The 13176-nt window shown below is 61.0% G+C and carries 14 protein-coding genes and 1 pseudogene; 12 read left to right on the top strand and 3 right to left on the bottom strand.

From position 1 onward, the window contains the following. Nucleotides 1-29: 29 nt before the first annotated feature. Nucleotides 30-1220, bottom strand: coding sequence for a plasmid partitioning protein RepA (gene repA, locus QSV77_RS25375; RefSeq protein ID WP_080821210.1), 1191 nt, complete (start codon nucleotides 1218-1220; stop codon nucleotides 30-32). Nucleotides 1221-1597: 377 nt separating this feature from the next. On the opposite strand from repA, the gene traI reads away from it, so the two are divergent. From traI to trbI, 12 genes are read left to right on the top strand one after another with little or no spacing between them, the layout of a single operon-like run. Next, nucleotides 1598-2233 (top strand): acyl-homoserine-lactone synthase TraI, encoded by a 636-nt coding sequence (gene traI / locus QSV77_RS25370; protein WP_142845862.1) that lies wholly within the window; start codon nucleotides 1598-1600, stop codon nucleotides 2231-2233. Further along, a complete protein-coding gene (gene trbB, locus QSV77_RS25365) occupies nucleotides 2230-3201 on the top strand; it encodes a P-type conjugative transfer ATPase TrbB (protein WP_142845861.1) in 972 nt (323 codons plus the stop codon). The genes traI and trbB overlap by 4 nt, the downstream gene beginning before the upstream one ends. After that, nucleotides 3191-3595, top strand: a complete 405-nt coding sequence (gene trbC / locus QSV77_RS25360) for a conjugal transfer pilin TrbC (RefSeq protein WP_142845860.1) — start codon at nucleotides 3191-3193, stop codon at nucleotides 3593-3595. Before trbB ends, trbC begins: the two co-directional genes overlap by 11 nt. After that, the gene (locus tag QSV77_RS25355) at nucleotides 3588-3887 is read left to right on the top strand and encodes a conjugal transfer protein TrbD (RefSeq protein WP_142845859.1); all 300 of its coding nucleotides are present in this window, start codon (nucleotides 3588-3590) and stop codon (nucleotides 3885-3887) included. Before trbC ends, QSV77_RS25355 begins: the two co-directional genes overlap by 8 nt. A 9-nt stretch (nucleotides 3888-3896) precedes the next feature. Next, nucleotides 3897-6365 (top strand): conjugal transfer protein TrbE, encoded by a 2469-nt coding sequence (locus QSV77_RS25350; protein ID WP_243017676.1) that lies wholly within the window; start codon nucleotides 3897-3899, stop codon nucleotides 6363-6365. Further along, nucleotides 6337-7146, top strand: coding sequence for a P-type conjugative transfer protein TrbJ (gene trbJ, locus QSV77_RS25345; RefSeq protein WP_142845857.1), 810 nt, complete (start codon nucleotides 6337-6339; stop codon nucleotides 7144-7146). The genes QSV77_RS25350 and trbJ overlap by 29 nt, the downstream gene beginning before the upstream one ends. Then, complete coding sequence (gene trbK / locus QSV77_RS25340; RefSeq protein ID WP_142845856.1) at nucleotides 7143-7373, top strand: entry exclusion protein TrbK; 231 nt, start codon at nucleotides 7143-7145, stop codon at nucleotides 7371-7373. Before trbJ ends, trbK begins: the two co-directional genes overlap by 4 nt. Further along, complete coding sequence (trbL, locus tag QSV77_RS25335; protein ID WP_142845855.1) at nucleotides 7367-8563, top strand: P-type conjugative transfer protein TrbL; 1197 nt, start codon at nucleotides 7367-7369, stop codon at nucleotides 8561-8563. Before trbK ends, trbL begins: the two co-directional genes overlap by 7 nt. Nucleotides 8564-8580: 17 nt before the next feature. Further along, complete coding sequence (locus QSV77_RS25330) at nucleotides 8581-9258, top strand: conjugal transfer protein TrbF (RefSeq protein ID WP_142845854.1); 678 nt, start codon at nucleotides 8581-8583, stop codon at nucleotides 9256-9258. Nucleotides 9259-9275: 17 nt separating this feature from the next. Further along, complete coding sequence (trbG, locus tag QSV77_RS25325; RefSeq protein WP_142845853.1) at nucleotides 9276-10130, top strand: P-type conjugative transfer protein TrbG; 855 nt, start codon at nucleotides 9276-9278, stop codon at nucleotides 10128-10130. Next, the gene (gene trbH, locus QSV77_RS25320; protein WP_142845852.1) at nucleotides 10130-10591 is read left to right on the top strand and encodes a conjugal transfer protein TrbH; all 462 of its coding nucleotides are present in this window, start codon (nucleotides 10130-10132) and stop codon (nucleotides 10589-10591) included. Before trbG ends, trbH begins: the two co-directional genes overlap by 1 nt. An 11-nt stretch (nucleotides 10592-10602) precedes the next feature. Beyond that, nucleotides 10603-11907, top strand: coding sequence for an IncP-type conjugal transfer protein TrbI (gene trbI, locus QSV77_RS25315; RefSeq protein ID WP_142845851.1), 1305 nt, complete (start codon nucleotides 10603-10605; stop codon nucleotides 11905-11907). Between the two features lie 704 nt (nucleotides 11908-12611). On the opposite strand, the pseudogene QSV77_RS25310 reads toward trbI, so the two are convergent. Both QSV77_RS25310 and QSV77_RS25305 read right to left on the bottom strand, forming a co-directional pair. Beyond that, nucleotides 12612-12719 (bottom strand): annotated as a pseudogene (locus QSV77_RS25310) (IS110 family transposase); the annotation flags it as partial. 114 nt (nucleotides 12720-12833) lie between these two features. Then, entirely contained in the window at nucleotides 12834-13163 is a 330-nt protein-coding gene (locus QSV77_RS25305; RefSeq protein WP_142845850.1) for a carboxymuconolactone decarboxylase family protein, read from the bottom strand. Between the last annotated feature and the right edge of the window lie 13 nt (nucleotides 13164-13176).

Here is a 13176-nt window from a genome sequence, read left to right as displayed (position 1 = left end):
AACGCTGAATAAAACGGCTGACAAGTACCTCATTTTCTCCCCCAGACACCGTGGATGAGCTCAACGATTTCCGCGTTGGCGGCGTTCAAGCTCTCCATTGCCCTGTCGTAGGTTGCCCGGACGAACTCGCCCCGCTCAACCTCATACAATGTCTGCTTCTTTATCGAAGCATCGGAAATCGCAGTGGACTTCAGAACGTGGTTTCTCAGCATTTGTTGTGCGAACATCGATTGCATGAACCCGACCATCTGGGCCTGGGGGATATCCGTGGGCTCAAAGCGGGTGATGAGATACCGGAACCACTGAACACGCATTTCGGCCCCGGCCTCCGCGACCGGACCCATGATTCCCCCGAGCATCATGAGAAACTGGCTCATCGACATGATGTCCAGCATCTGAGGGTGGATGGTGATAAGAATCCCGGTCGAAGCCATGAGCGCGGTAATCGTCAAATAGCCCAGTTGAGGAGGGCAATCGATGACGACCACATCGTACTTGTCATCCACCTGCTTCAGAGCGCTGGCGATCCGCATATAGAAGAGTCGACCGTCGTCCCCCTTCTTGGAGGAGATCGCCAGTGGCACGTCATATTCGTATTCCTGCAGAACCAAGTTGGCAGGCACGACATCCAGTCCAGGAATGTTGGTCGGCTGGATGACGTCAGTGATTGACTTCCGCTCGTCGTCAAATCGAAGGGCCTCATAAAGAGAGGCAGTATCATCAAGCTCCGGTTGGATCCCGAAAAGTGAAGTCAGTGAAGCCTGCGGGTCAAGGTCGATCGCCAACACACGATGGCCGGTGAGGGCGAGATATTGCGCCAAATGCGCGGCAGTGGTGGTCTTGCCGCTTCCGCCCTTGAAGTTGACGACCGATACGACCTGCATCGGCTCTCCTTCCTTCCGCCTAGGCACGTAATATCTCTTGTCGGACTTCTTGTTGGCCTCGAGATAATCCCGAAGCTCGAGCATCTGGTCAGCCGTATAGTATCGGCGCCCACCGATGGACTCAATTTCCGGTCCTTTCCCGTCAGAATGGAGTTGTCTCAGGTGCGTCTGGGTGACACCCATGAAGTGCGCAACTTCAGCAAGCTGAAACTTGCGCAATCCCTTGCGAGCATCAGGCGGGTACTGCTGGCTGCGCAACATATGCAACGCGCTCGAGATCTTCGCCCCTTGCTCGGCAATCTCAATATCAAATCTGTTGGGCAGCGTATTGTTCATTTTGCGAACTATTTCCCCGGAGGCCTTCAATTTCGAAAAAATGGCTCGAACGCCATCATTTTCGAAACTATCCTGCGATTCCGGCATCGTCGCAAGAGATTTAAAGTTAACAAGCAGTTAACGGAACTGCCGGAGAGGCTGACAAAATATCGATTCATCCAAAGACTTCCGCATGTTAGCCCGGCTTTGTCCGCCAGCACCACTGACAGCGAAATGCAGATCTGCACCTCTTATCAACATTTTAGACTCCGCCTTCCGTCCGATTTTCGAGAGCTATACAGCCGAATCGGTAGAATCACCGGATGCAAATCTGCATATAGCCACACGCAACACGAGATGATTTCCCTTCGCCTGACCAGTTCATGCGGAGATCACAAATGCAGATTCTGAGCGTCTCGGCCGACGATTACGCAAGTAACCGCAACTACCTGAACCAGATGCACCGCCTTCGCGCCGCGGTGTTTGGCACCCGCCTGGAATGGGATGTCAGCATCACCGAAGAGGGAGAGTGGGATCAGTATGATGATCTCCTGCCGACCTACATCCTTGCGATCTCGGCTGGACACAAGGTCGTCGGCTGCGCGCGGCTGCTGCCCGCCTCTGGCCCGACGATGCTCGAACAAACCTTTCCGCAATTGCTGGAGCGGGCATTGCTCGATGCCCATCCGGCGATGGTCGAGAGTTCACGCTTTTGCGTCGACACATCCCTGGCAGCGGGGAGGAGAAGGACCCTCCATCAGGTCACGCTCACCATGTTCGCCGGCATCATCGAATGGTCGATGGCCAACGGATACAAGGAGATCGTCACAGCGACCGATCTCCGCTTCGAACGCATCTTGAAGCGTGCAGGATGGCCGATGAATCGGCTCGGCGACCCGCTCGCGATCGGCAACACCGTCGCCGTCGCGGGCAGCCTGCAGGCCGATCGCGCCAGCTTCGAACAGGTGTGTCCGCCAGGTTACCGCTCGATCATCGAGCGCGATGGCGCTGGTCCATTCAGGAGCGCGGCGTGACCCAGCTCCGTTCTCACCCCCGTCTTGTGCGCAAACTCCAGGACGCCCTCGGCGACCAGCTCTGCGTCGCACTCGACGACGCAACGGTCGTCGAGATCATGCTCAATCCCGACGGAAGGCTGTTCATTGAACGGCTGGGGCATGGCGTTGCCCCGGCCGGCGCGATGAGTGCCGCCACCGCCGAAGTCGTCATCGGCAGCGTCGCCCATGCGCTGCAATCGGAAGCCGACGACGAGCAACCGATCATTTCCGGCGAATTGCCGATCGGCGGGCATCGGTTCGAGGGCTTGCTGCCGCCGGTGGTATCGGCGCCTGCGTTCACGATCCGGAGACGGGCGTCGCGGCTCATCCCGCTCGACGAGTATGTGAAGTCGAAGGTGATGACCGAAGCGCAGGTCTCGGCTCTGCGCAGCGCGATCGCCTCCCGCATGAACATCGTCATTTCCGGCGGAACCGGATCCGGCAAGACGACGCTTGCAAATGCCGTCATCGCCGAGATCGTCGCGACGGCGCCGGAGGATCGCATCGTCATTCTGGAAGACACCGCCGAGATCCAGTGCGCGGCGGAAAACGCTGTGTGCTTGCACACGACCGACACGGTCGATATGGCCCGGCTCCTGAAGAGCACGATGCGCCTCAGACCTGACCGCATCATCGTCGGCGAGGTCCGGGACGGCGCCGCACTCACTCTGCTCAAGGCATGGAACACCGGGCATCCGGGCGGCGTCACGACCATCCACTCCAATACGGCGATGTCGGCCTTGCGCCGGCTGGAGCAACTGACCGCCGAAGCGAGCCAGCAGCCCATGCAGGAAGTTATCGGCGAGGCGGTAGATCTCGTCGTTTCCATCGAACGCACGAGCAAGGGCAGGCGGGTCCGCGAGGTGATCCATGTCGAGGGGTTCAATAACGCCCGCTACCGAACCGAACATTACGCCCAGATCGATGAGGACAGCCATGTCGCATAAGACAAAGATCACGCTCGCCTGCGCGACACTCGCCGCTATTTCTCTCGCCCTGGCAGAGCCGGCATTGGCTTCCTCGGGTGGCGGCGGCCTCCCATGGGAGTCGCCGTTACAGCAGATCCAGCAGTCCATCACCGGGCCTGTTGCCGGCTTCATCGCTCTGGCAGCTGTGGCAATCGCCGGCGCCATGCTCATCTTCGGCGGTGAGCTCAATGATTTCGCGAGAAGGCTTTGCTACGTCGCCCTCGTCGGCGGGGTTCTGCTGGGTGCCACGCAGATCGTCGCCCTCTTCGGCGCGACCGGCGCCAGCATCGGCGAGGCCGAAGCGCAATCGGCGCCTCACATCACCGAGCCGACGGCAATGCTTCACACGGAAGGGGAGGGGGCTCATGGCTGAGGCCGGCTCCAGGCTGTCCCGTTCGCGCGTGCACAGGGCGCTGTCGCGTCCGAACCTGCTGATGGGCGCCGACCGCGAACTCGTGCTGCTCACGGCCCTTGCCGCCGTCATCCTGATCTTCGTCGTGCTGACCTGGTACGCGGCGCTGTTCGGTATCGCGATTTGGCTGGTGGCGGTGGCCGCACTCCGCATGATGGCGAAAGCCGATCCTCTCATGCGGAGGGTCTATATCCGGCACATCTCTTACAAGACGTTCTATCGCGCGACGTCGTCGCCCTGGCGCAGGTTCTGAGGGATCGAGATGGTGGCCCTCAAATCTTTCCGCCATTCGGGACCGTCGTTTGCCGATCTGGTGCCCTATGCCGGCCTGGTCGACAACGGTGTCATCCTGCTCAAGGACGGCTCTCTGATGGCCGGCTGGTATTTCGCCGGGCCGGACAGTGAGAGCTCAACCGACGCCGAGCGCAACGAGGTATCGCGGCAGATCAACGCAATCCTGTCGCGGCTCGGATCCGGTTGGATGATCCAGGTGGAGGCCATCAGGGTGCCGACCAGGGAATATCCGACAGAAGCCGAATCCCACTTCCCCGATCCGATTACGCGGGCGATCGACGACGAACGGCGGGCGCATTTTCAGAAGGAGAGGGGACATTTCGAGAGCCGGCACGCACTGATCCTGACGTGGCGGCCGCCGGAGCCGCGGCGCTCGGGGCTGACCCGCTATGTCTATTCGGATGCGGCAAGTCGTTCCGCAACTCACGCCGACAAGGCGCTCGAAAGCTTCCTGACCTCGATCCGGGAGGTCGAGCAATATCTCGCCAACGTCGTCTCGATCCGCCGGATGATGACAAGGGAGACGCAAGAGCGCGGCGGTTTCCGGGTCGCCCGCTATGACGAACTGTTCCAGTTCATCCGCTTCTGCATCACCGGCGAGAACCATCCGGTTCGCCTGCCCGAGATCCCGATGTATCTCGACTGGCTGGTGACGGCCGAGTTGCAGCACGGGTTGACGCCGCTGGTCGAGAACCGCTTTCTCGGCGTCGTGGCGATCGACGGCCTGCCGGCGGAAAGCTGGCCCGGGATCCTCAACAGCCTCGACCTCATGCCGCTCACCTATCGGTGGTCGTCGCGTTTCGTCTTCCTCGATGCGGAGGAAGCGAGGGCAAAGCTGGAACGCACCCGCAAGAAATGGCAGCAGAAGGTCAGGCCCTTCTTCGATCAGCTGTTTCAGACGCAGTCGCGCTCGCTCGATCAGGACGCCATGACGATGGTGGCCGAAACCGAAGACGCGATCGCCGAGGCGTCTTCGCAACTCGTCGCCTATGGCTACTACACGCCCGTCATCATCCTGTTCGATGAGGACCAAATCGCGCTTCAGGAAAAGTGCGAGGCGATCCGCCGCCTGATCCAGGCGGAAGGCTTTGGCGCAAGGATCGAGACGCTGAATGCGACGGACGCCTTTCTCGGCAGCCTGCCGGGCGTCTCCTACGCCAATATTCGCGAACCGTTGATCAATACACGCAATCTCGCCGATCTCATTCCGCTTAACTCGGTCTGGTCGGGCAGCCCGATGGCGCCTTGCCCATTCTATCCACCCGGTTCGCCACCATTGATGCAGGTGGCCTCCGGTTCGACACCGTTCCGGCTGAACCTGCATGTCGACGATGTCGGCCATACGCTGATCTTCGGACCGACCGGCTCGGGCAAATCGACCCTGCTTGCGCTGATTGCCGCGCAATTCCGGCGCTACAGCCAAGCCCAGGTGTTCGCCTTCGACAAGGGCGGCTCGATGCTGCCGCTGACGCTTGGCCTTGCCGGCGATCACTACCAGATCGGCGGGGACATCGGTCCTTCGTCAGAAGGCGAGGTGAGGGCGCTTTCCTTTTGCCCGCTCGCCGAACTCTCGACCGATGGTGATCGCGGCTGGGCAACCGAATGGATCGAGACACTGGTGGCGCTGCAGGGCGTGACGATCACGCCCGACTACCGCAACGCCATCTCCCGGCAGATCGGGCTGATGGCGGAGTCGCGTGGCCGATCGCTCTCTGACTTTGTGTCCGGTGTTCAGATGCGCGAGATCAAGGACGCGCTGCATCACTATACCGTCGACGGCCCCATGGGGCAGCTGCTCGACGCCGAGGAAGACGGTCTGGCGCTCGGCGCCTTCCAATGCTTCGAAATCGAGGAACTGATGAACATGGGCGAGCGCAATCTCGTGCCCGTCCTCACCTACCTGTTCCGCCGGATCGAGAAACGGCTGACCGGCGCCCCCAGCCTGATCATCCTCGACGAGGCCTGGCTGATGCTCGGCCATCCGGTGTTCCGCGACAAGATCCGCGAGTGGCTGAAGGTCTTGCGCAAGGCCAATTGCGCCGTCGTGCTTGCAACCCAGTCGATCTCGGATGCGGAACGCTCCGGCATCATCGACGTGTTGAAAGAATCCTGCCCGACAAAAATCTGCCTGCCGAATGGTGCTGCGCGGGACCCCGGCACACGTGAGTTCTATGAACGCCTCGGCTTCAACGAGCGGCAGATCGAGATCGTCGCGACGGCGCTCCCGAAGCGCGAATACTACGTCGTCTCGCCCGAAGGCCGCCGGCTCTTCGACATGGCGCTCGGTCCCGTCGCGCTCTCCTTCGTCGGGGCGTCCGGCAAGGAAGATCTGAAGCGCATTCGCGCCCTGCATTCCGAACACGGGGCCGCATGGCCCCTCCACTGGCTCCAGCAAAGGGGGATCGCCCATGCCGAAACACTCTTCCCGGCCAATTAAGGTGGCGCGCGCCACTTTTGCCGGGGCCGCCATGCTTTTCGCCACCCTACCGGTTCCCGCCTATGCCGGAGGCGTCACCGGGCAGGCGACCGAATGGACCCAGCTCGCCAACAATGCCGAGCTCGTCTCGCTGGTCGGCAAGTCGGCGGAGCAGGTGAACAACCAGATCACCCAGATCTCCCAGCTTGCCGAGCAGATCCAGAACCAGCTCAACATCTACAACAACCTCCTGCAGAACACGGCACAACTGCCGAACCACATTTGGGGTCAGGTCGAAAGCGACCTGAAGAGCCTGCAAAACGTCGTCGCCCAGGGGGAAGGCGTCGCCTTTTCGATGGGTAATATCGACGATGTGCTGAAGCAGCGTTTCCAGAGCTTTGCCGAGATGAAGAGCAATCTGCCTGATGGAGCGAGCTTCTCGACGACCTACCAGAATTGGTCCGACACGAATCGCGACACGATCGCCGGAACGCTGAAGGCAGCAAACCTGACGGCCGACCAGTTCTCAACCGAGGAGAGCACGATGGCGTCGCTGCGCGCGATGTCGGAATCGGCGGACGGCCAGATGAAGGCGCTGCAGGTCGGGCATCAAATTGCCGCCCAGCAGGTGGCGCAGATGCAGAAGCTGCGCGGCCTGGTTTCGCAGCAAATGACCATGATGGGTACGTGGTTCCAGTCCGAGCAGGCGCAAAAGGATCTCGCTCAGGCACGCCGCGAACAGTTTTTCAGCGGAACCGAGCATGACATCCGCGGCGGTCAGACGATGGAGCCCCGCTGGTGAGCCCGCGTCTGATCGTCATCCTCGTGTTGGTGGGGCTCGCCGCAGTGGGTGCCGGCGTCGGCACCTGGATCGTGATCCAGCCGCGTCCGGCGCCTGTGTCCGGTTCCGGCGCGGCCGCTACACATCCTGTCTCCGAAACCGAACGCAGGGAGCACCGGGAAAAGTTCTTCAGCGGCGATCCGGATCGCGACATCCGTGGCGGGCAGGAGATGAAGCCGCGATGGTGATTGTCCGCCCCTCCCGGAAGCTGGAGCTCGTGTTCATTTCGATCGGCCTCATCCTGTTGGTGACGACACCGGCACTTGCCCAACAGGGGTCGGTCCTGACGACACTGGAAAACTCCGTCGTCACGGCCGCGAAAGGCTGGGAGACGACGGTGATGAACGCGGCGCGCTCGCTGTTCTGGATCCTGGCCGGCATCGAGGTCGGGATCGCCGCGGTGTGGCTGGCGATCAACGCTGCCTCGCTCGACAGCTGGTTCGCCGAACTCGTCCGGCGGATCATGTTCATCGGTCTCTTCGCCTTCATCCTCGACCAGGGCCCGTCCTTCGCCAAGGCCGTTGTCGACAGCCTCTACCAGATCGGCGCCGGCGGCGGCTCGGCCTCACCGGCAAACATCTTCGACGCCGGCATCCGGGTCGCGACCAAGATGTCGGAACAGGCGAAGTTCGGACTTTGGGAAGACAATGCACTGGCGATCGCCGCGGTCTTCGCCATGGTCGTGGTCGTCGTCTCCTTCTCGCTGGTTGCCGCAATTTTCGTCGCCGTCATGGTCGAGATGTATGTCGGCCTGCTCGCCGGCATGATCATGCTTGGGCTTGGCGGCTCGTCCTTCACCAAGGATTTCGCGGTCAAATATCTGGTCTATGCTTTCTCCGTCGGCATGAAGCTGATGGCTCTGGTGATGATCGCCAAGATCGGCTCGGACATCCTGCTGGGGCTCGCCGAGGCGCCGACGGCGACCTCCGAGCAGTTCATCACCACGCTTGCCATCGCCGGCATCTCGGTCGTGGTCTTCGTGATCGCCATGTATGTGCCGCCGATCCTGCAGGGGGTGGTCCAGGGCGCCTCGATCGCCGGCGGAATGGAAGCGATCCGTCATGGCGGCCAGGCCGCGACATTCGCGGCTGGCGGCGCTTTCCTTGGTGCGAGTGCCGCATCGAAAGGAGCGCAGACGGCCAGCTCGGCGAGGGCAGGGGGCTCCTCGATGGCTGGAGCCGCCCTCCGCGGCATGGCGTCAGCAATCGGTAATGCCGCTCACGCTACCGGATCAGCGGCAAAGGAGAAGGCGATCGCCTCTCCCGGCGCCTATGCCGGATCGCTGCTCGGCCTCGCCAACGCCAAGCTCGACCAGACGCGTCAGTCGGACCGGTCCACGCCGCCACCTCCACCCCCGCCCATCAACGAGAACAAATAGCTGGAGGTTGATCACCCATGGCCGGACGCAATCCGCCAAATACTTCCCATGTTTCCAACCCTTACCTTGCGGCACGCAACGAGTGGAACGAGCGTTATGGCTCCTATGTGAGAGCAGCCGCGGCCTGGCGCATCGTCGGCGTCACCGGCATGGTCATGGCGGTGATCGGCTTCGGCTACGCGCTTTATCAAAGCACGCAGGTGAAGCTCGTTCCCTATATCGTCGAAGTCGACAAGCTCGGGACCTCCTCCAATGCCGGCTTCCCGCAGCAGATCGAATATGCCGACCCGCGTGTGGTGCGCGCGACGCTCGGCAGCTTCGTCTCGAATTTCCGGAGCGTGACGCCGGATGCGGTCGTTCAGAAGCAATATATCGACCGGACCTATGCGCTGCTTCGGACCTCGGACGCAGCGACCGAGAAGGTCAATGCCTGGTTCCGTTCCAATTCTCCCTTCGAAAAGGCGAAGACCGCGACGGTGGCGGTCGAGGTCAACAACATCGTTGCACTATCGAACCAGTCCTACCAGGTCGACTGGACCGAGTTCGAGCGCGACCGCCGCGGCAAGGAGACGGCCGTGCGCCGTTTTCGCGGCATCGCCACCGTAACCCTCACTCCGCCGCAGGACGAAGGCGTCATCCGTCTCAACCCGATCGGTCTCTATCTCCGCGATTTCGACTGGACAGCGCAGCTTTGAAAGGCATGGCCCCGAACATGAACATCCGACTTGAGAACTATTCGGCCATGCTGACTGCCAGCGCCATCATATCAGCGGCGCTGGCGTTCTCCGCCCTTGCGCCTCTCAATGCCATTGCGGCCGACGGCGTCACCGCCAATGAGGCGAAGGGCATGGGGATTTCCACCCAGTGGCGCGGATCGCGCGGCCTCGTGACGAAAGGGGCCGACGGCAAGGTGATCTTTCTCTATGGCGAGGTTCAGCCCTCGGTCGTCTGCTCGCCGCTTCAGGTCTGCGACATCGAGCTACAGGGCGGCGAGGTGGTTCGTGATGTGCTCGTCGGCGACACGGTGCGGTGGAAGGTCGAGCCAGCGACTTCGGGGGCGGCGGGTGGCCAGGCGATCCATCTGATCGTCAAACCGTCGGAGCCGGGTCTCGTCACCTCAATGGTAGTGACGACGTCGCGGCGCACCTATCACATCCAGCTCAAGTCGCATTCGACGCAATATATGGCCCGCGTCGGATTCGAATATCCGGAAGATGTGTCGGCGAAGCTCGCTGACATGAATGCGCGTCTCGAGGCGAGTACCATCCCCGGCGCCGGCGTTTCGGCCGAGCAGTTGAACTTCTCGTATTCCGTATCGGGCAGAGCCGGCTGGCGACCGACACGTGTCTATTCCGATGGCCTGAAAACCTACATCCAGTTCCCGCGCTCGATCTCCGGCCAGGATGCGCCCGTGATCTTCGTCACCTCAGGAGGCCAGAACCGGATCGTCAACTACCGCATGAAGGGCGACATGATGGTGGTCGACTATCATATCGATCGCGCGGTCCTCGTCTCGGGCGTCGGCTGGCGGCAGGAAAAGGTGACGATCAGAAGGGGAGGGCGGTGATGCGCGTCTTCCACCTCCGTCCCATCCGTGCCCTTACCGCAGCCGGCAGCTTCGCCATCCTCCTCTCCGGATGCCAGTCGATGGCGACTGACGGTCTCGTCACCAGCAACGCGCCGCCGGAGATCTCCGGCCCGGCTGCGAGCGCCATTGCCGGCGATATGGTCAGCCGGCTTGCCGAGCAGATCGGACCCGGCAAGGCGACCGTTGCGCTCAAGCCGGACGCCTCGCCGTTCGGTCAGGCGCTCGAAGCAGCACTCAAGGGATGGGGTTATGCCGTAGTCACCGACCAGAAGACGGACATCGGCACGAAGATCATCCCGCTCGCCTATGTGATCGTGCCATTCGACGGGCAAGTGCTGGCGCGTCTTTCGACCAATAGCATCGAATTGGGCCGGGCTTACGCCGTCACCTCAAGCGGCGCGACGCCGGCGAGCGCGCTGTCGCTGATGCGGCGCGGCTGAGGGAGAGCACCATGGTACAATCCCTCAAACTCGGCGGCGCTGCGAATGACGAAGCGGAAGCCGGCATCAAGCGGATCAACCGCCTGCCGATCATCGTGGTGATCGTGCTGATCGTCGCCTTTCTTGGCGTCATTTTCTATGGGCTTGCCTCCCGCGGACTCTACTTCGGAAAGGACCGCGGTCCGGAAACGAGCTCCGGCAATCCGGCCTCGACCTTCGCCGACCAGATCAAGCGCGGCGTGACGGACGGCATCATCGGCGAGCCGCAGCAACAGACCACATTCCAGCCGACACCCGTCGAGACCAAACAGGACGAGAAGGCGAACGATCCCTTCACGCCGCAGCCGGGACAAAACCAGGAACAGCAGCGCGGGCAGGAGCTGGAACCCGAAGCGGTCTGGCGTGCCCGTCTCGAGCGCGAGCAGCGGGAGCAATATCTGCGTGAGCGGCATCGCCAGCGCATGGCCAGGCTGCAGGCGAATGACGCGGCCTATGACGCACCACTCGCCATCGACCGCAGCAAGCTGGAGGCGAGGGCTGACGACACCAGAACGACGACCAGCACTCCATCATCGACAACCGCCGGCGCCACGTTTGATCTTTATGCCGCCGCGTTGCGGGCCGGTCTCGGCGGGCAAAATATCGACCCGAACGGACAGTCCTCCAAGGAGGATTTCTTCAATGTTGATCTCAAGGACCTCGGATATCTCCCCAACCGCGTGGTGCCGCAGCAATCACCCTTTGAACTGAAACGCGGTTCGGTCATTCCGGCGACTCTGATTACCGGCATCAATTCGGACCTACCAGGCCGGATCAGCGCCCAGGTTAGCCAGAACGTCTACGACAGCGCCACAGGGCATCGCCTCCTCATTCCGCAGGGAACGAAACTGTTCGGACGCTACGATAGCAAGGTGTCGTTCGGTCAGAGCCGCGTGCTTGTGGTGTGGACGGATATCATCTTCCCAAACGGCGCCACGCTGCAGATCGGCGGCATGGCGGGAACGGACGCGCAAGGCTTTGGCGGCTTCCATGACAAGGTGAACAATCACTATTGGAGGACATTCGCGTCGGCGGCGCTGATCGCACTCGTTGGAACAGGGATCGACGCGTCCTTGCCGGAGAGTTCGACGCTTGCTACGCAGGATACGGCCTCCGATGCCGCAAGGCGGAATTTCGCGGAGAGCTTCGGCAGCGTGGCAGAACAAACTATCAGCAGAAACCTCAACATCCAGCCGACGCTCGAAATTCGACCGGGTTACAAGTTCAACGTGCTGGTTGATCAGGACGTCATATTTCCGGGGACATACCGAAACTAGGCTTCGGTGGGCCAGTGAGTAGCGGCGGCCCCAGGCTCAAAATGTACGGTGGACGGCTCGTTTCTTCTTCAGGTTTTATGTTCGCTTGTTCAAGAGCTTAGGATATGGCTGACATCGGCTGGGACTAATGTCTGTTGCCGCGGAGCGCCCCGCCAACGCTCTCAAGCTTTGGAAACCCGTTTCCAGGATAGCTGAAGGTCACGTTCGTATATGCATATGACGCGTGGCTGGACTGGCCACTCTCCGTTTTTCCAAACGATATTTCATCTCCTACCGAAGCTTCTTCCAGACTGCGATGTTGTCATCTGCGATTCGGTGCGTTCATTGCCGATTATCAAACGGTCTTCGGACCAGTCAGACTGAAGACCTTGCCACGCTCAAGGCTCAGCGGCACGATCAAAGAAACCGTCATAGCCACGACTCATCAGGTCGGCATGCAGCCGCTTCATGGTGTGCTTCTGTTTGCGAGGCTTCATGGCTTCCGTCCTCAGCCAGATGCCAGACGGTCGACGATGACAATGATTTCGCCTTCTTTATCATTGAGTTCGTCGTGATGAAACTGCGTCGGCCATTACTGGATAAGGTTGGCCGAGACACCGTAAGTGCGCTGTGCACCACGGCGTCCGATAACACCATTTCGGATATCTTGGCAAAGCTATAGCTTGAGCGGTCTCGAGTGCCGTCAATAGAAGCTGATGGCCCAAACGCATCGTGGGGCGCGTGACCGTCTCGCAGATTGCCTCCGCATCAGCGGCGTCCGTCTTGTAGCGCGTGACGTAGGGATTCACATAGGCCGGCGGCCTCAACCGCACGGTAGACCGATTTCCCCAATCGCGTTGGTTGGGCGGGGATGGCCGGCAAAGGCTCACATGATATCGCCTGTGGCGAAGCTCCTGGATGCCTGGCCCGTCGCGGGTTATGACGTGTCATTTCCCTTCAGAAATACTCTTCATCGCCTGCCAGCCATGGGTGATACCTCCTCCGGCGCGAAGCGCTGTAGCCACCATGATGGCTTCCGCGACCTCCTCTTTCGACGCACCAGCCTGGACAGCTCGCTTCGCGTGATCGGCAATGCAGTACGAACACTGCGTTGTGACGGCTACGCTCACAGCGATCAACTCACGAGTGGCAAGGCTTAGGCTACCAACATTCTTGTTGAACACCACTTTATCGAAATTGAAAAAGGCGGCCACCATCTCGGGCGCGGCATCCTGTAGATCGGGCATATACTTCAGATTCTCATCGTGAGTATGCATCTCAATTATGCTC

Origin of the sequence: Agrobacterium sp. V1, assembly GCF_030518355.1 — a bacterium.
Classification (GTDB): Bacteria; Pseudomonadota; Alphaproteobacteria; order Rhizobiales; family Rhizobiaceae; genus Agrobacterium; species Agrobacterium cucumeris.
The sequence above is the reverse complement of the archived record's forward strand: the minus strand, read 5'-3'. Positions and strand labels throughout refer to the sequence as shown.

Excerpts from the sequence above, each read along its gene's own strand:
- QSV77_RS25305 (WP_142845850.1), bottom strand. The coding sequence starts at position 13,163 with ATGCATACTCACGATGAGAATCTGAAGTATATGCCCGATCTACAGGAT.
- trbI (WP_142845851.1), top strand. The coding sequence starts at position 10,603 with ATGGTACAATCCCTCAAACTCGGCGGCGCTGCGAATGACGAAGCGGAA.
- traI (WP_142845862.1), top strand. The coding sequence starts at position 1,598 with ATGCAGATTCTGAGCGTCTCGGCCGACGATTACGCAAGTAACCGCAAC.
- trbJ (WP_142845857.1), top strand. The coding sequence starts at position 6,337 with ATGCCGAAACACTCTTCCCGGCCAATTAAGGTGGCGCGCGCCACTTTT.
- trbL (WP_142845855.1), top strand. The coding sequence starts at position 7,367 with ATGGTGATTGTCCGCCCCTCCCGGAAGCTGGAGCTCGTGTTCATTTCG.
- trbC (WP_142845860.1), top strand. The coding sequence starts at position 3,191 with ATGTCGCATAAGACAAAGATCACGCTCGCCTGCGCGACACTCGCCGCT.
- QSV77_RS25355 (WP_142845859.1), top strand. The coding sequence starts at position 3,588 with ATGGCTGAGGCCGGCTCCAGGCTGTCCCGTTCGCGCGTGCACAGGGCG.
- trbG (WP_142845853.1), top strand. The coding sequence starts at position 9,276 with ATGAACATCCGACTTGAGAACTATTCGGCCATGCTGACTGCCAGCGCC.
- trbH (WP_142845852.1), top strand. The coding sequence starts at position 10,130 with ATGCGCGTCTTCCACCTCCGTCCCATCCGTGCCCTTACCGCAGCCGGC.
- QSV77_RS25350 (WP_243017676.1), top strand. The coding sequence starts at position 3,897 with ATGGTGGCCCTCAAATCTTTCCGCCATTCGGGACCGTCGTTTGCCGAT.
- QSV77_RS25330 (WP_142845854.1), top strand. The coding sequence starts at position 8,581 with ATGGCCGGACGCAATCCGCCAAATACTTCCCATGTTTCCAACCCTTAC.
- repA (WP_080821210.1), bottom strand. The coding sequence starts at position 1,220 with ATGAACAATACGCTGCCCAACAGATTTGATATTGAGATTGCCGAGCAA.